The organism is Brevibacterium sp. LE-L, from assembly GCF_050214925.1.
Classification (GTDB): Bacteria; Actinomycetota; Actinomycetes; order Actinomycetales; family Brevibacteriaceae; genus Brevibacterium.
Genome location: NZ_CP189759.1, coordinates 1,387,231 through 1,402,966, shown reverse-complemented (window position 1 = coordinate 1,402,966; position 15,736 = coordinate 1,387,231). Strand labels below are relative to the sequence as shown.

The window sequence follows — 15,736 nt, the reverse complement described above, 5'->3', positions numbered from 1 at the left end:
CTGTAGCCAAGAGGTCCTCTGGCGTGAGTGTCACCAGATGTCACAGGGATCGTTCTTGCCTCCTGACGCTGACAGAACGTTGGGCGACAGAGTCTCCGGTCTGAGGAGTATCCGCAGCTACCCGACGTATGGCTGCCGCTGCGCGGGCGCGGTCAATCTTCTGCGCCGCGCTCTGGGGTGCCGGGCCGAGTGGGGTGTCGTCGCTGATTTGGTAGCGGTCGCGGTAGGCCGCGATGGTCCGGGCGTCACGTCGCCAGCGTGCCTGTTCGCGGTCACCGGACGGCGGGTCACCGAGCGGCTGGGTCCACGGTTCGCCGGTCTGGCGGGCGGTGTCGAGGATCGCGTCGGCGCGGGTCTCGATCAGCTCTCGTCGCTCGGTCAAGGCCTGGAGCATGTCTGCCGCGATCGGGCCCTGCACGTGCGGGATGAGGCCGGCGATCAGCCGCGGGGTCTTCCTCGTGCGCCCCGACCCGGCCGGCTGGGCGGTGGCGCGTGCGAGACGGTAGTGCATGACCTTGGCGATGTCCTCGGCGTCATCGAAGCCGCGAGCAGCCACCAGGCGCGGGAAGAGTGTATCGACGTCGTGGTGGTTGGCCTCGGCGCGGCGCAGCTCGGCAGTCAGCGCTCCGAACGCGACCGAGCCCAGCGTGGCGTCGGCCTGCTCTTCGGTCAGGCCTGAGTCGCGGATGAGGGCGGCCCAGCGGTCGTGTTGGGCGGCTGCGGCGATGGTTTCGTACTCGGCGGCGAGCTGAGCGATCGAGCCCCACTGGTCCTGCTCGGCGGTGATCGTCTCGTGCGCGGAGAGCTCGGCTCCCGAGTGCTGCAGCACTCCGTAGAGGACCGAGCGGCCGGTGGCTTCCTCGTTGTCCGAGGGGTGCGGTGCGGCGTGGTCGTCGGGGCGGTCGAGGACGACGTAGGCGTGGTTGGACTCGCGGCCGCGGGTCATCGCGACGTAGACGTTCTCACGGGTCGAGGACGGCTCGACCAGCACATGTGCGGCATCGACCGTGATGCCCTGCGCCCTATGCGCAGTGACGGCGTATCCCAGATCCACGTGCTCGGCCACGTAGTCGGCCGGCAGCACGATCGACCCGAACCTTCGGCCGGGCTTGCGGATCGTGATCGACCCATCATCGCGCACGTCAGTGACCTGCCACCGTTCGCCGTTGCGCACCCACCCCCGGCCTGTGCCGGTGCGCAGGCGCCGGTCGTTGCGGCGGGTGATGATCGTGTCCCCGACCCCTGCGGACGTGCGCTCGGCCAGCGCGACCTCTCTGGTGGGGCGGATCGTGCCGTCCAGGATCAGGTCGGCACGGGCCCTCGCGTTCAGCGCGGTCACGTCATCGCGGGTCTCGGCGATCAGCACCGACGCCCGTCCGGCGTCGCGGTCGGCACGCCAGGCGGTGTAGGCGGCGTCGATCATGTCCTCGGCGTCACCATCGCTGATGCGGCCGTGACCTGCGTAGGTGTCGATCACGCGGGTGCGGCCGTGGCGCAGATCGAGGGAGGCGGTCTTCTCCCATTCGTGGACGAAGCGGTGCACGTCCACGAGCTCGGGAGCGTCGTCGCGGTCGGCCACGAGCATCCCGAAACTCCCGCCCGCATCGACCGACTGGAGCTGCCCGTAGTCGCCGACCAGCAGCACCTTCGCACCCGCGCCGGCCGCCAGGGCGGTGATGCGATCCAGCGACAGGGTGCCGGCAAGGGAAGCCTCGTCGATGATGACGAGCTGACCTTCCTCGAACGTGGTGCCCTGGGTCAGATGGTTCTGCCACCATTTCGCCGTGTTCTCGGTCGCGATCCCGAGATCCTCACCGAGAACTTGCGCGGCCACCGCCGACGGCGCAAGCCCGACCACCGAGCCCTTCCCGTGCTGCTTCTCCCATGCCTGGCGCAGCGCTGCCATGGCGGTGGTCTTCCCGGCACCGGCCGGGCCGACCAACACGTCGAGAACCCGGCCGGAGACTGCGATCTGGGTGAGCGCTGCCGCTTGGTCGTCGCCGAGCAGGTGCCCTTCCCGGTCGGGCTTCGCGGTGATCTTCTCGACCGTCTCGACCTCGACCATCGGGCCGGTCAGGGTGCGGGAGCGTTCCAGGAGACGGTCTTCGGCCTTCAGCAGCACCGTGGAGGAGAACACGGTCGAGTGGCGGCGCCGGAACACGCTGGTGCCGTCTGGGCGGCGGAAAGCGGCCGGGCTGGTAGCGAGCTCGGGCGGCGTCAGCCGCAGTGAGGCCTGCTCGGCGGCATCGGCGATCATCCCCACGGTGGCCTCCCGGTCGCTCGCGGTCGCGAACCGCCATTCTATCGACTGTCGGCTTGCCTCGGCGTGGAGGTTCCATCGCCGCCAGGTCGAGCGCTTCTCGCCCACAACCTCGACCACCGAGGCGCCGAGCTTGGCGATCACCTCTAACGGCACATCATCAGTCCGCAACGGCCGCACCTGCTGCGCCGTGGCGAGGAGACCACCGGCCCAGCCGGTCGCGTCCTCACCCAGTAGACGGCCGGCCCGCTCGCGCCAGCCGCTCGTCAGGTCGGCCAGGGAGTGGACCTGCTTCTCGGGGCGGGTGGCGAGGGTGGCCTGGGCGCGCAGGCGCACGATCGTCCGCGCCGAGGGCCGGCGACCGTGCTCGGCGGTGTAGGCGGCGATGAGCCGGTCGGCCTCGGCATCGATATCGCGGGCGCGGGAGGAGAACTCCTCGATCAGCTCCTCGCTGACCCCGGTGATCTCCCACGCCGGGTTACGGTCCCGGCCCCGATCCCGCGCCTCCCACTCCACGCCGAGCGTGCCGGTGAGGCGGTCGGCCAGAACCGCGTTGTAATGCTCCGAGAGCGCGACCACCGCCGCATGCATGGGCCGCCCGTCCAGCGACCGCCAGCGTCCGTCCAACGCGGTCTGGACCTTGTTGGAGATCACGACGTGGGTGTGCAGCTGCGGGTCCCCGGAGCGGCTGTCGTAGTGATCGAAGGCCGTGGCGATCAGGCCGGTCACGTCGACCTGGGCGACCGCGCCATCGGCGGCGGTGTAGCCGGTGCGGGTCGCGGCGACCTCGCGCTCCATGAAGTCCACGACCTCGGCGACCGCGTCGTGATGCGCCTGAGCGATCAGGGCCTGCGTGCCGGCGTCGGCCACGCCCCACAGCACCGAAACGGACTTCGGCACCGAAAACGTGTAGTCGAAGCCCGCAACCGAACGGCGGTTGCCCCGCTCGATCTCCTCGGCCTCGATCTGGCTGATCTGCTCGGCACGCTCACCCATCCCCAGGCCAGGGTCGAGGTCCGCGACGCGCTGCTCGATCCGTTCCGCGACCGAGACGTACCGTGGGAAGGCCCGCCCGAGCGGGTCGCCGCTGACGGGGTCGCGGCCCATGCCGATCAGCAACTGCAACTGCGACTCTGAGACCTCATCGCCGTGAACGATCTGCCCGTCGCCGAGGCCGTGCAGAGCCGACCCCATCCAAGTGCCCGGTGGTGTTCCCTCCTCCGTGTAGTACCTGGTCAGCGGGGTCGAGAGGGAGCGATCGCCGTCGGCGGCAGCGATCGTGCGAAGCAGGTACTTGTACCCGTCACCCGCACTCATCACCCGCATCGAGACCGTCATGCAGATCAGGTGAACCGCGCAGTCACCATGCAGAACGGTGACAATGTCCGAGCGGCGTGCGTTACTCTGCGTAGCACCTCGTCAACGTAACGGTATTGACAGCCGTCGGTCACGGCGTTCGCACGTCTGAGCGGAGTAGTTCCGCGCCGCGTTCGCCCCTCGACGATGATTTTTGGCTATGGTGGATGTGTAGACACGGGGTGCCCGACGCGGGCTGAGATCACACCCGGGAACCTGATCGAGTTCGGACTCGCGGAGGGATGTCGATGAACGACGTTATGCAGGCACACTTGCGGGTGCTGGCGCGCACTCCCGTTTCCAGGCTCGACACGAGCGAGAGATGGAGACGGGACTTTGATTCCGAACGTATTGACCATCGCGGGCACTGACCCCACCGGGGGCGCGGGGATCCAAGCCGATCTGAAGGCTTTCTCCGCGCAGGGCGCTTACGGGATGAGCGTGATCACGGCCGTCGTTGCTCAGAATACACAGGGTGTGCAGGGCTTCGTCGCTCTGGAGCCGGGATTCGTTGCGGATCAGATCGCCGCGGTGTTCGAGGACGTGCGCGTAGACGCAGTGAAGATCGGGATGGTCGCCAACGCCGCTATCGCCGAGGCGATCGCCGAGAGTCTGGACCGCTACACGAAGTGCCCGGTGGTGCTCGACCCAGTGATGGTCGCCAAGAGCGGAGATCATCTCCTCGAGCAGGACGCCGTCGACACGATCCGCGAGCGACTGGTGCCGCGATCCACCGTGATCACCCCGAACCTCCCCGAGGCCTCGGTCCTGCTCGGACGCGACACCGAGATCGGCGACCTCGCAGGGATGCGGGCGGCGCTGGATGAGCTGCGTGGCCTCGGAGCCGGCTGGGTGCTGCTGAAGGGCGGTCACCTCGGCAGCGGCGAGAGCATCGACATCCTCACCGGTGCCGAGACCATCGAGCTGACCGCACCGCGCATCGACACCGTGAACAATCACGGCACCGGCTGCACCCTGTCGGCCGCGCTCGCCGCCCTCCTCCCGGGCCAGGCCGTGCCCGTGGCGGTGCAACACGCAAAGGAGTACCTCACCGAGGCGCTTCTCCGCGCCGGAGACCTGGAGGTCGGCTCCGGTCACGGCCCCGTCCACCACTTCCACGCCCTCTGGGGCGACGCACTTGACCGAGGAGGAGAACGATGACCGAGAGATTCACCGACGCGCTGCGCGATCAGAACCGAGACACCTGGGAGCGGGCGGTCTCGCACCGCTTCGTGCGCGAACTGTTCGACGGCAGCATCGACGACGCCGTGATGGCTGGCTACCTCGTGCAGGACTATCGCTTCCTCGACGGCTTCCTGGTACTGCTCGGCTCTGCGGTCGCGAGCGCCGACGCGCTCGAGCCGCGGCTGAGGCTGGCCCGCTTCATCGGCGAAGTCGCGGGCGACGAGAGCACCTACTTCCTGCGCGCCTTCGACGCGCTCGGCGTGACCGAAGAGCAGCGTGAGCTGATCCCCGACACGGAGGCGACCACCGCGTTCACGGCGCTGTTCCGCGAGGCGGCCGAGACCCGCGAGTACGCGGTGATTCTTGCGGTGCTGCTCGTCACTGAATGGCTGTACCTCGACTGGGCCACGAACGCGCCTGAAGCGCTGCCGGAGAGCTTCGTGCATGCCGACTGGATCACGCTCCACGACTACCCCGGGTTCCACGACCTCGTCGCCTTCCTCCGCGCCGAGCTCGACCGGGTCGGCCCCGCGCAGCAGGCGCTTGCCGAGGACTTCTTCGCGCGGGCCGTCGCGATCGAGCTGGAGTTCTTCGACGCCAGCTATACCCACCCGTTGGAAGGAGTAGCCCGATGACCCTCTTCGCAGACCTGAAGACCGCGATCGGCCCCGAGTGGCGGACCTACACCGAGCACGAGTTCGTACAGAAGCTCAGCGAGGGCACCCTGCCGCTGCCCGTGTTCCAGGACTACCTGGTGCAGGATTACCTGTTTCTCGTGCAGTTCGCCCGCGCGAACGCGTTGGCCGCGTACAAGAGTCGCAGCCTCGCCGACATCACAGACGCGAGCGGAGCGCTGCGCGCGATCCTGCACGAGACCGAGCTGCACTGTCGCCTCACCGCGAGGTGGGGCATCCCGGAAGACGAGCTCGATGCGGCGCCTGAGAAGCAGGCGACGGTCGCCTACACCCGCTACGTGCTGGACACCGGCATGTCGGGCGACCTGCTGGACCTGCACGTCGCACTCTCCCCTTGCACGATCGGTTACGGCGAGATCGGCGTCGCTCTCGATCCGGCGCGCCGGGCCCGCGAGGGTCACCCGTACGCGGAGTGGATCGCCGAGTACGCCGGTCCCGAGTTCCAGGGAGCCGCAACGGCTGCGATCCAACGCCTTGACGCGTTGACCGGCGGCGAGGTCACCGAACAGCGGTTCGAGGCGCTTGTGCAGGTGTTCCGCGCCGCCACCCGGCTGGAGGCCGATTTCTGGCAGCAGGCACTCGACTCCGCCGCCTGATCAGCTGCTCAGGGCTTCGAGCAGTGTGCGTTCGAGCCGCGCGAACTCGGGGTGAGCGATGGTCTCGATGCCACGCGGCCTGGGAAGTGCGACATCGATCACCATGCGCACGGAGGCTGGGCGTGGGGTGAGTACGACGACGCGGTCGGAGAGCAGGATCGCCTCGCGAACGTCGTGTGTGATGAGCAGGGCGGTCCAGTCGTGCTCGATCCAGACCTGCTGCAGCCAGGCCTGCAGCTCCTGCTTGGTGAGCGCATCGAGCGCACCGAAGGGTTCGTCGAGCAGCAGGGTCTGCTGTTGCTGCACCACGGTGCGCAGCAGCGCCGCGCGCTGCCGCATCCCGCCGGACAGTTCGAACGGCAGAGCATCCTCGAACCCCGAGAGGCCGAAGCGAGGGAACCACTCGCGTACCTGTTGCTGAGCAGCACGGCGCTTGATCCCTTGCACTTCGAGGCCGAGTGCGGCGTTCTCGGCGATGCTGCGCCAGGGAAAGAGGAGATCCTTCTGGGGCATGTAGGCGGCGTGGTTGCAGGATCCAGCCGCTTCTCGTCCGTCGACTCGGATGCTACCCGAAGTGGCCTGGTCGAGGCCGGCGATGATGTTGAACAGGGTGCTCTTGCCGCACCCGGACGGCCCGATGATCGAGACGAGCTCGCCTGGTGACACGTGGAGCGAGACGGCGTCGAGCACACGACGGGTCTGACCGCGTCGCAGTTGGAACTCGCGGGTGATCTCGTCGAGTTCGAGGCGGGGCGCGGTTTCAGCGCTCATTCGCCGCCCTCCTTTCCTTCAGGTGCCAGGGGATGACGAGCCGTTCGATGAGGTAGGTGGAGAGGTAGAGGGTGATGCTGACGAGTGCCGTGACGGCGACTGCGGCGAGCACGAGGTCGGTGCGGAACGCGTTCTTCTGCACGCTCATGTAGATTCCAAGCCCTTCTTTCGCGCCGACGTATTCGGCGAAGATCGCCCCGATCACCGCGTAGGTGATCCCGATTCTGAGCGAGGTGAAGAACAATGGGAGTGCCGAGGGGAGCCTGACGAGCAAGAACTCGCGGATCCTCCCCGCCCCCATGCTGCGCAGCAGTGCGGAGGCTTCCCGGTCTGTGTGTGCGAAGCCTTCGACGAGGCCGATCGTGATCGGGAAGAAGGTGACGAGGGCGACCACGAGGATCTTCGGTAGCAGCCCGAATCCGAACCAGATGATCATGAGCGGCGCGATCGCGATGACAGGGATGGTCTGCGAGGCGACCAGCAGAGGGATGAGGCCTCGGCGCATGAGCGGTGAGAAGTCGATGGCGATCGCGATTATCCATGCGCACACCAGGGAGACGCCGAAGCCGACCGCTGTCACGCTGAGCGTGGCCGCGGCGTGATCGACGATCGCGGCGCGGTGCTCCCATCCCGACTCCGCGACACGGGACGGGGCGGGGAGCACCTGCGGGCGCGCCCCGGTCAGGTGCACGGCCGCCTCCCACACTGCGACGAGCACGGTGAGGAAGACGAGCGGCACCCACAGGTTCGCCCAGGAGCGCGCCCGCACGATCAGTCCTGCAGGTACTCGTTCGTGAAGAACTCCGACCAGTCCGGCTGCTCGTCGAGCGGCTTCCCGTCGCGGTCGGTGAGCAGCCCTGTATCGAAGAGGAACTCGCCCAGCTCGCTCCAGTGCTCCTCGGTCTGCAGGCCGAAGTCGCCGTTCTCATCGAGCATGTAGCCTTCGGAGAGCATCTGCTGCCCTGCGACCAGCAGGTCCAGCTCGGTGAGCAGACCGGAGTTCTCCTCCTGCAGGATCTCCGCCGTCGCCTCCGGATCGGCGATCGAGTCCTCATATCCTCGGGCCAGCGCCTGCACGAAGTCGCGCGCCACATCGGGGTTCTCCTCGAGCCAAGTACCGTTGCCGACGACGATCACCTGATAGGCGTCGGGGAACCCGTAGTCGGTGTAGGCGAAGTTCTTCAGCTCGATCCCGCGCTGCTCAGCCTCGACGCCCTCCACCGCGACGAACGGAACGGTGAAGTCCACGTCCCCCGAATAGAGCGCCTCGTATGCGCTCGTGCCGAGCACGACAGTCTCGAAGTCGCCTTGACCGCCTGCGGCCTGCACGACACCCTGCATGGTGATCGTTTCGGCGGGGTTGTCGAAGCCGCCGAAGACGAGACCGTCGAGGTCTGCGGGGCTAGTGATGTCGTCGCGGTCGCCGAGCACAGCGACCTCGGTCGCCCACGTCTGCTGCACGGCGAGCACCGATGTGAGGTCGGCGCCGGAGGCGATCGACATGGAGGCGGTGTCCTGGAAGCTGATACCGAACTCCGCCTGACCAGCGTCGACGAGCACCTCGGGGTTGCTGTTGTTGAACGGCAGGATCTCGACATCGATGCCGGCGTCTTCGAAGTACCCCTCGTGCAGGGCCACGTACAGGCCAGTATGGTTCACGTTCGGGGTCCAGTCGAGCGCGAAACGCACGGTCGTGCGCTGATCATCGGCCGGGGCATCGTTGTCGGTGCCGGCGCAGCCGGTGAGGACGACGGTGGTGAGCGCGATTGCGCTGGCTGCGGTCAATGCGCGTCGGAATCTGGGTGAGATGGTCACGGTTCTCCATGTTCTGTTCGGGGAATGAGGTTTGGGAATCAGGGGCGGTTCGTGCTCAGCCCCAGGCCCGCACGAATCGGCGCGCGGTCGCCTTGGGGTCTTCGGCGGCGCAGATCGCGGAGACGATGGCAGCCCCTGCGGCGCCGTCGTCGCGCAGCCGGGCGATATCGTCTATACCGATGCCGCCGATCGCGACCGAGGGCACCGACGCCGCGGCCGCCAGGCGTCGAAAGCCGTCGAACCCCAGCGCCGGAGGATGGTCCGGCTTGGTGGCCGTGGGGCGGATCACGCCGATGCCGAGGTAGTCCACAGTGCCTTCGGGTAAATGCGTCACCGCTGCGAGGTGCTCGTCACTGTTCGCTGTCAGGCCGATCACGGCATCGGGGCCGAACTCGTCGCGCGCCGATCGCACGGCGGGGTCACCCTGCCCAAGATGCACCCCGTCGACCGGGATGCCGCGTTCTCTCGCTGCTATCGCGACATCGAGCCGGTCGTTGACCAGCAGCAGCGCGCGGCCCTGGATCGCTTCCGCCAGACGTTCGAGCTCACGCAGATGTGCATCGAAGCCGGCATGCTTGTCGCGCAGCTGTACGGTGCGCACCCCGCCATCGACGGCTGCCCGCACGGTCTCCGCCACGCCCCGTTCACCGCAGAGCGCACGATCGGTCACCAGGTAGATGCCGAGGTTCACGCCCCACCGCCCGGCGCCGTCTCGGCGCGCACCTGCTCCGACGCGCTCACCTCCGCTGCGCTGATCGCGTACAGCGCGTCGAGCAGACGGGCAGCGAACGACCCGGGCCCCGCCGTCTCTGCAGCGGCCCGCTCAGCGGCGATCCCGTACACGACATGCGCAGCAGCCACCGCCTCGACCGGTGAGAACTCACCACGGATGGCAGCGAATGCCGCGATCAGCGCACCCAGCGCGCACCCACCGCCGGTGATCTTCGTCAGCGGCAGATCGCCGTTTGAAACCCGGAGGATGCGCTCACCGTCGGTGACCAGATCCACCGGCCCAGACACCGCCACGACTGTGCGCAGGTCTCTCGCCAACCGCATCGCGATCGGTGCGGCCGCCTCGGTCTCATCCGCACTTTCGACGCCCTTGCCACCCGTTCCGGCCCCCGCGAGCGCGAGGATCTCGGAGGCGTTGCCCCGGATCGCGAACGGGTGCTGGGCGGCGAGCTTCTCGGCGAGAGCTGTCCGGATGGGCAGCGACCCGATCGCGACCGGATCGAGCACCCACGGCGTGCCCGCATCGTTCGCCACGGCGACCGCTTCCTCGGACGCCGCACGCTGCTCCGGGATCGGCGTTCCCAGATTCACCAACAGGCCCCCGGCGACACGGGCGAACGGTCCGGCCTCGCCGACGATGTCGACCATCGCCGGTGCCGCGCCGATGGCCAGCAAGGTGTTCGCGGTGAAGTTCGTGACCACCGAGTTAGTGATGCACTGCACCAACGGGGTCTGCGCCCTCAGCTCACCGAGCAGAACCGCGGATGATGAGACAGACATGAACTCTCGCTTTCTTCCACTGCGAAAGAAAGTCGATCACCATGACGGCACGCCGAAAGCGGACACCTGGATCGGTATCTCGAACGCGCTGAAGTCATCCGGACATTCCCTTCGCCAGTACGAACTGGATCAGGTTCGACGGGTGTGATCTCAGCCGCTGGGTGCGGCACCCCGTGTCACTGCCCACTACCCTAACGCATTCGGCCACAACTGGGAGCACTCCCGTGGAACGCTAGGGCCGCCGATGGTCAGGAGCACGGCAGATCCTGGCGGGGGCTGTCGACGGTGATTCGCCGACACTGAACCAGATCGGTGCAGCCCACGGTGTCAGGGACCATATAGAAAGATCAAATACCAACACGGGCAGCCGACCACGGCCCCATCCTGGTACAAAACCATGCGGTCGGCAGGAGCACGGAGACGCTGAGGACTACCAGCCTCTGAGGGGCTCCGGGTGAGATCGGCCGGCGGCATCGGCGCCCTCCACTCCTGCTGCACGGAACCCGCACCTCCGTCAGTACACGAAAAAAGCGGCGGGAGTGAACGCAAGACCTCGGATAAACGTTCCCTCGCAAAGAGCCAGCGACCGATGAGCAGCACAAATCCTCGGTAGACTGGTGTGACGTGACACGGGGTGCTGCACGGGATCTGCGGCTGAGATCACACCCGTCGAACCTGCTCTAGTTCGAACTAGCGAAGGAATGTCCAAGTGAGTGCTTCCACCTCTCCGTCCCGTCCGATCGTCGCGACGATCGCAGCAGTCATCCGTGGCGGCGACGTGCTGCTGGTGCGTCGCGCGAACCCGCCAGATGTCGGGCGGTGGGGCTTCCCTGGGGGGAAAATCGAAACCGGCGAAACAATTCAGCAAGCCGCCCTACGCGAGTTGCATGAGGAAACCGGCGTGCACGGTGAGGCACGCGAGGTGTTCACCGCTGTCGATGCCTTCCATCACGACGACTCCGGCACCCTCCTCCAGCACTTCGTCCTCGTCGCGGTGCGGTGCGACTGGCGAACCGGGGTACCCGTGGCAGCTGATGACGCGCTGGAAGCACGCTGGTTTTCAATCGAAGACCTCGAACACGGAGACCTTGCACTCAGTCTTGATGTGCGCGAAGTTGCCGAGACTGCCTTCCGGCTCGCGCAAAGCTCTTGAACTATCTCAATACGTTTGAATGATACCGAACGACGGAAAGAGGACAACTACTTTTGGAACCGCACGGGGTTCCTGGTAGATGCAGTGCGACACAATGCGGGTTCTGTCAGTTGATCGTTTCGTGACGATCCCAGAAGTCTCGCAGTCGCATAGCGAGAGATTCAGGGCGTTCTTCCGGTACGAAATGCCCGCAGTTCTCGATGATGCCACCTTCAAGTGGCGCGTAGCGTCGGTTGGTACGGATAGTCCACGTACCTGGTACTGGTGCTCGGTGGGAGTGGTACTGGCCCCGAGCGTGTGCTCGGGGCCGGCACCTGTCGTCCTGGCGGCTACTCCCAGTAGCCGTCGTCGGCGCGGGCTTGCTCGTGGCGGAGCCTGCGCATGTCGATCTGGCCGAGGCTGATCTTTCGGGCCTGGTTCGACAGCCGGTTCACGATCGAGTCCGCAGCGACTCGGTCCGGCAGTTCGGCCACCCAGTGCGCTGGCCCCGTCTGCGAGGCGATCATCGTTGGCAGCCGGTGTTCCCGGTTCGCCAGCACTGCGAACAGATCGCTGGCAGCGTCGCTGTCGATCCCGACGGTGAGGAAATCGTCGATCACGAGTAGATCCGTGTGCGAGAGGTCGTTGAGCAGCTTCTGGTGGGCGATACCGTCCCCGCGGGCGATCACCAACCTCCTGGCCAGGTCGTCCATCCGGGCGTAGACGACGGAGTGGCCGTTGTGACACGCCGCGATGCCGAGCGCGCACGCCAGATAGGTCTTCCCACCGCCGGTCGGTGAGGTGATCAGCAGGTTGGTGGGATCTGCTCGCCAGTCGTGTGCGGCGTAGCGACGCATCCGCACCGGGGTGATGCCACGATCCTCGCGGTAGTCGATCTCCGCGATCGATGCCTGCGGGAGGGGGAAGCCGGCGGCACGGATGAGCTTGTCGACCTTGTGGATCCGGCGCTGCTCGAGTGCGTCGTCGGTAGCGGTGAGAAAGATCTGCTCCGGGGTGAGCGTGTCGTTGGCTTCGTCGTCGATGAGTTCTTCGAACCGGGTCGCGATATGCGTGACCCGCAGCTGGCGGAACTTGTCGTAATCGATGCTCGTGAACGTCACCGGGCCTCCTCCCCTCCGGTCTCGTAGTGAGACGCGTCGCGCACGTACACATCGGGTCCATTCGGTGCGCTGGCTGCGCGTTTGCGTGTGGACGCGGCCGGGATCGGCGCCCTGGGTTTCTTCTGGTCGCTGTCGATCGCAGCCATGATGCGCTTCAGCGTCGTGTAGGTGGCGTACCCGCCCCGGTTGACGAGTTCCTGGCAGGCGGCCTCGAGCCGCTGCCGGTTCTGCTTTCCGAGTCCGCTCAGGATGTTCTGGCAGTCGAGATATCCCTGCGCCTCGATCGTCTGCCGGTCGAGGACCTGCTCGATCACCGTCACGGTCGCCGGGCCGGCGCTGCGGGCACGATCGGTAAACCAGCGCCTCGACCACAGGCCGTCGATGCCCTGATGCTGCTTGGGCACATGCTCGGGAAGCGTCGAGTACCGGCCCTTGCGGCCCCACAGTCTGGGGTGCTCACACACGATCGCGGTGCCGTCGAACACCGTCACCCGCGACGACGTCAGCCGGACCCGCAACAGTCGCCCGGCTAGCTGATAGGGCACGGAGTAGCGCTGGGAATCGGCGGTGACGTGGTAGTTCCGCCCTGCCTTGAGCTCTTTCCACTCGACCTCTTCGAACCGCGCATCGGGCAGCGGACCGAGCAAAGACAGCTCCTCGGCCTCGAATCGCTGCCACCGGGTCGTGTCGTCGGCCCGACGCAGGTCGTGGTTGATCTCGTCGACGCGCTGCTCGATCGCGTCGTTGAGCTCGGACAGGCTCGTCCAGACCTCGTCTTCGAGGTAGCCGATGACACGCTTGTTGACCACGTTGACGGCGTTCTCGGCCGCGGCCTTATCGCGGGGCTTGCCCGCCCGGGCCGGGACGATCGCGGTCCCGTAATGGTCGGCGAGCTGCTGATAGCGGGCGTTGACAATCCGCTCCCGGTCACCCTTGCGCCGCGGATGCGTCGACGTCGTCGGGTTGTCCGGGACCACCAGCTGGACCACGCCCCTGTAGAACGAGAACGCGCGCACGTGCGCGTCCAGCCACGCCGGCGACTTCATGTTCGCGTAGGCGCGGCAGAACAACACCCCCGAGTAGGGAAGCACCCCGACCCACAGGTACGCCTTGGTGACCTGCCCGGTGACCGCGTCGACGAGATCGAGCGTGTCACCGGCCCAATCGACGAGCATCGCCCGTCCCGGCTCGTGGTGGAGCACGGCGACCAGGTCATGCGATCTGACGTAGTCGGCGAACAGGGCGCAGAACTGCGAATACCCGTACTTCTTCTGCCCGCCGCTCTGGGTGTCGGCGTAGCGGCGCCATGCCTGCAGCAGCGTGAAGTGCCGGTTCTGCTTCATCGACGTCAGCACGCGCGCCAGGTCAGGCTGCGCGTACTCCACCGAGACCCGCCGGCGTCCGTCCGGGAACCACGCCGCGAGCTCGGCATCACCGACCGCCGCAGCCGAGGTCACTCCGTGCCGGGTGAGGGCTTGCTTCACACGAGAGACGTCGCGTCGCGAGCATCCGACGGTCTCGACGACCTCGCTGTAACTGCGATCTGCGAGCACCAGCTCCATGATCGCCCGATAGTTGACCATACCAAGGGCCTTTCCGACTCAGTGACGGGCGACACGGACGTGCCGCCCCACCGCTCAGAAGACCACCGAAATCACGGCAGTACCACCTATCCAGAAAACTGATACCAGGTACGTGGACTATCGGGACCAAGTAGCGCTACGCGCCATTCAAGGAGAGACGTGCTATCTCGGGTTTCTTCGACGTAGTCTCTCCACTTACTCAGCACTGGAGCTTGGGCCGCGAGCCCGTGATCTCCCCAAAGGGCCAACGTGGGAACGGTGACCCGGTACCCCACCTGATGGTCGTGTTCATCGTGATCGAGGTCTTCCCAGGTCGCTCGGTAGTCCTCGAATCCCGCATGCATTGCGCCCGGTTGCTTGAAGGACTCGATGTAGTGACCGATCATCGGTTCGAGACGGTCGCGCCGCAGTGTCCATCGATGGAATAAATAGCGAAGATACTCTTCTTCCCGACCAGATGTCATTGCCTCGGGGAGGTCGTGCTGCATATGGAAGAGCCAGTGGAAAAATCCGGCCGCCGTCGCGGTATCGGATTGGAACATCGCATGCGTGGGCACGACATCCAAGACCGCGAGCGTCCTGATCCGGTCAGCCTGGTCGAGCGCGAACCTGTGCGCTACTCGTGCCCCACGGTCGTGGCCGACCACATGGGAACGTTCGACGTCGAGTGCGTCGAGAAGTTCCACGATGTCGGCAGCCATGCGACGTTTGGAGTACCCGCCCTGGGGCTTGTCGCTGAGCCCGTAGCTGCGCAGATCGGGGGCGATGACCCGATAGGCGTCTGGCAGGAGCGGGGTGAGCTGATCCCAGCAGGCTGAGGTTTGCGGCCAGCCATGCAGGAGCACGACCGTCGGAGCATTCGGGTCAGTGTTCCCTGACAGCGTGTAGTGCAGGCGAATCGAAGGCAAGCTCAGAACATCAATCACAATTCGATACTAACCGCATAAAAGGGTTAGCTCATAGAATGAGGTCTGTGACTGCATCACAGCGTTTCGAGCCTTGGCTGTTCTACGGCGGATCAGTGGCGCTCGATTTCGTCAACACACTGCGAGACCGGGCTACGACGCCCCGCGAGACACTGACCTCCCCGGAAACACTGAGGGTGTGGGCAGGGCAAGCCCGGCTCGTTCCACCTGAATCTGGGTTCGGCGTCGAGACCTCCATCACGGACCAGGATCTGAGCGACTGCCTTGATCTGCGTGAGAGTATTGATGCCTTGCTTGTCCCTCAAACAGCGCTGCATTCGCGGCACATTTTGCTGGTCAACCGATGGGCTGCTGCGGCTCCGCGTCAGGAGATTGACGAATCAGACCCTGAGTTGGTCATAACCAAAATGGCATCGATAGAGAACGTGTTTGGAGTGCTCGCGGCAGATGCAATCTCGATTATTGCCCAAGGAGAACAGTCACGGATCAAGGTGTGTTCGCACCAGAGGTGCGGAATACGTTTTATCGATCGGTCACGCTCGCAGCAGCGCCTCTGGTGTTCCATGCAACGATGCGGCAACCGCGCTAAGGTCGCCCGCCATGCCGCCGGGCGAGACAACAAGTCTTAGCTCAGGCTGTCGGTAAGGTTGTGAACAGAAAGCACCGATCAGGACCGTGTTACTTTTGCAGGCCCACGGGGTTCCTTCCTCGGTGTAATACCGCGTCAACGGTGTCGAGAGAGAGCGGTCGTCATCGATCGCGTCGGTGAGCGCGCCAAGCTTCG

14 protein-coding genes and 3 riboswitches are annotated in these 15,736 nt (G+C 66.0%); of the genes, 5 read left to right on the top strand and 9 right to left on the bottom strand.

All coding sequences use genetic code 11. The annotated features are described in order from the left end of the window. Nucleotides 1-40 precede the first annotated feature (40 nt). Nucleotides 41-3,598: a MobF family relaxase gene (mobF, locus tag ACQE2J_RS06275; RefSeq protein WP_167854467.1), complete on the bottom strand. Its 3,558-nt coding sequence runs from the start codon at nt 3,596-3,598 to the stop codon at nt 41-43. A 186-nt stretch (nt 3,599-3,784) separates the two neighbouring features. Then, a riboswitch (TPP riboswitch) is annotated at nt 3,785-3,876 on the top strand. A gap of 76 nt (nt 3,877-3,952) precedes the next feature. On the opposite strand from mobF, the gene thiD reads away from it, so the two are divergent. The 3 genes from thiD to tenA are packed head-to-tail and all read left to right on the top strand — an operon-like array spanning nt 3,953 to nt 6,092. Continuing rightward, nucleotides 3,953-4,777, top strand: a complete 825-nt coding sequence (thiD, locus tag ACQE2J_RS06270) for a bifunctional hydroxymethylpyrimidine kinase/phosphomethylpyrimidine kinase (RefSeq protein WP_135541528.1) — start codon at nt 3,953-3,955, stop codon at nt 4,775-4,777. After that, nucleotides 4,774-5,436 carry a TenA family protein gene (locus tag ACQE2J_RS06265; RefSeq protein WP_135541530.1) on the top strand — a complete coding sequence of 221 codons (663 nt, stop codon included), beginning with the start codon at nt 4,774-4,776 and terminating at the stop codon, nt 5,434-5,436. The genes thiD and ACQE2J_RS06265 overlap by 4 nt, the downstream gene beginning before the upstream one ends. Beyond that, entirely contained in the window at nt 5,433-6,092 is a 660-nt protein-coding gene (gene tenA, locus ACQE2J_RS06260; RefSeq protein WP_135541532.1) for a thiaminase II, read from the top strand. The genes ACQE2J_RS06265 and tenA overlap by 4 nt, the downstream gene beginning before the upstream one ends. Here the strand turns inward: tenA and ACQE2J_RS06255 are convergent, their stop codons facing one another. The 5 genes from ACQE2J_RS06255 to thiM are packed head-to-tail and all read right to left on the bottom strand — an operon-like array spanning nt 6,093 to nt 10,190. Continuing rightward, nucleotides 6,093-6,863 (bottom strand): ABC transporter ATP-binding protein, encoded by a 771-nt coding sequence (locus tag ACQE2J_RS06255; protein WP_135541534.1) that lies wholly within the window; start codon nt 6,861-6,863, stop codon nt 6,093-6,095. Continuing rightward, complete coding sequence (locus tag ACQE2J_RS06250) at nt 6,853-7,632, bottom strand: ABC transporter permease (protein ID WP_240689998.1); 780 nt, start codon at nt 7,630-7,632, stop codon at nt 6,853-6,855. Before ACQE2J_RS06250 ends, ACQE2J_RS06255 begins: the two co-directional genes overlap by 11 nt. A gap of 2 nt (nt 7,633-7,634) precedes the next feature. Then, nucleotides 7,635-8,678 carry an ABC transporter substrate-binding protein gene (locus ACQE2J_RS06245; protein WP_135541538.1) on the bottom strand — a complete coding sequence of 348 codons (1,044 nt, stop codon included), beginning with the start codon at nt 8,676-8,678 and terminating at the stop codon, nt 7,635-7,637. A gap of 55 nt (nt 8,679-8,733) precedes the next feature. Continuing rightward, complete coding sequence (gene thiE / locus ACQE2J_RS06240) at nt 8,734-9,369, bottom strand: thiamine phosphate synthase (RefSeq protein WP_205683375.1); 636 nt, start codon at nt 9,367-9,369, stop codon at nt 8,734-8,736. Beyond that, nucleotides 9,366-10,190, bottom strand: a complete 825-nt coding sequence (gene thiM / locus ACQE2J_RS06235) for a hydroxyethylthiazole kinase (protein WP_135541540.1) — start codon at nt 10,188-10,190, stop codon at nt 9,366-9,368. Before thiM ends, thiE begins: the two co-directional genes overlap by 4 nt. A gap of 88 nt (nt 10,191-10,278) precedes the next feature. After that, a riboswitch (TPP riboswitch) is annotated at nt 10,279-10,374 on the bottom strand. A gap of 436 nt (nt 10,375-10,810) precedes the next feature. After that, a riboswitch (TPP riboswitch) is annotated at nt 10,811-10,909 on the top strand. On the opposite strand from thiM, the gene ACQE2J_RS06230 reads away from it, so the two are divergent. Continuing rightward, nucleotides 10,900-11,343, top strand: a complete 444-nt coding sequence (locus ACQE2J_RS06230) for an NUDIX hydrolase (RefSeq protein WP_135541542.1) — start codon at nt 10,900-10,902, stop codon at nt 11,341-11,343. Its footprint overlaps the riboswitch before it by 10 nt. 329 nt (nt 11,344-11,672) lie before the next feature. On the opposite strand, the gene ACQE2J_RS06225 is transcribed toward ACQE2J_RS06230, so the two are convergent. The 3 genes from ACQE2J_RS06225 to ACQE2J_RS06215 all read right to left on the bottom strand — a co-directional run bounded on the left by ACQE2J_RS06225 (nt 11,673) and on the right by ACQE2J_RS06215 (nt 14,952). Then, nucleotides 11,673-12,443: an ATP-binding protein gene (locus tag ACQE2J_RS06225; protein WP_101602029.1), complete on the bottom strand. Its 771-nt coding sequence runs from the start codon at nt 12,441-12,443 to the stop codon at nt 11,673-11,675. Next, a complete protein-coding gene (gene istA, locus ACQE2J_RS06220) occupies nt 12,440-14,026 on the bottom strand; it encodes an IS21 family transposase (protein WP_101602027.1) in 1,587 nt (528 codons plus the stop codon). The genes ACQE2J_RS06225 and istA overlap by 4 nt, the downstream gene beginning before the upstream one ends. A gap of 86 nt (nt 14,027-14,112) precedes the next feature. After that, nucleotides 14,113-14,952 carry an alpha/beta fold hydrolase gene (locus ACQE2J_RS06215; RefSeq protein ID WP_240689838.1) on the bottom strand — a complete coding sequence of 280 codons (840 nt, stop codon included), beginning with the start codon at nt 14,950-14,952 and terminating at the stop codon, nt 14,113-14,115. 47 nt (nt 14,953-14,999) lie between these two features. On the opposite strand from ACQE2J_RS06215, the gene ACQE2J_RS06210 reads away from it, so the two are divergent. Continuing rightward, nucleotides 15,000-15,581, top strand: coding sequence for a CGNR zinc finger domain-containing protein (locus ACQE2J_RS06210; protein ID WP_167854425.1), 582 nt, complete (start codon nt 15,000-15,002; stop codon nt 15,579-15,581). Nucleotides 15,582-15,736 lie beyond the last annotated feature (155 nt).

What these genes read in the sequence shown, in the direction of transcription:
- ACQE2J_RS06265 (WP_135541530.1), top strand. Translation starts at nt 4,774, where the DNA reads ATGACCGAGAGATTCACCGACGCGCTGCGCGATCAGAACCGAGACACC.
- ACQE2J_RS06255 (WP_135541534.1), bottom strand. Translation starts at nt 6,863, where the DNA reads ATGAGCGCTGAAACCGCGCCCCGCCTCGAACTCGACGAGATCACCCGC.
- tenA (WP_135541532.1), top strand. Translation starts at nt 5,433, where the DNA reads ATGACCCTCTTCGCAGACCTGAAGACCGCGATCGGCCCCGAGTGGCGG.
- mobF (WP_167854467.1), bottom strand. Translation starts at nt 3,598, where the DNA reads ATGACGGTCTCGATGCGGGTGATGAGTGCGGGTGACGGGTACAAGTAC.
- istA (WP_101602027.1), bottom strand. Translation starts at nt 14,026, where the DNA reads ATGGTCAACTATCGGGCGATCATGGAGCTGGTGCTCGCAGATCGCAGT.
- thiM (WP_135541540.1), bottom strand. Translation starts at nt 10,190, where the DNA reads ATGTCTGTCTCATCATCCGCGGTTCTGCTCGGTGAGCTGAGGGCGCAG.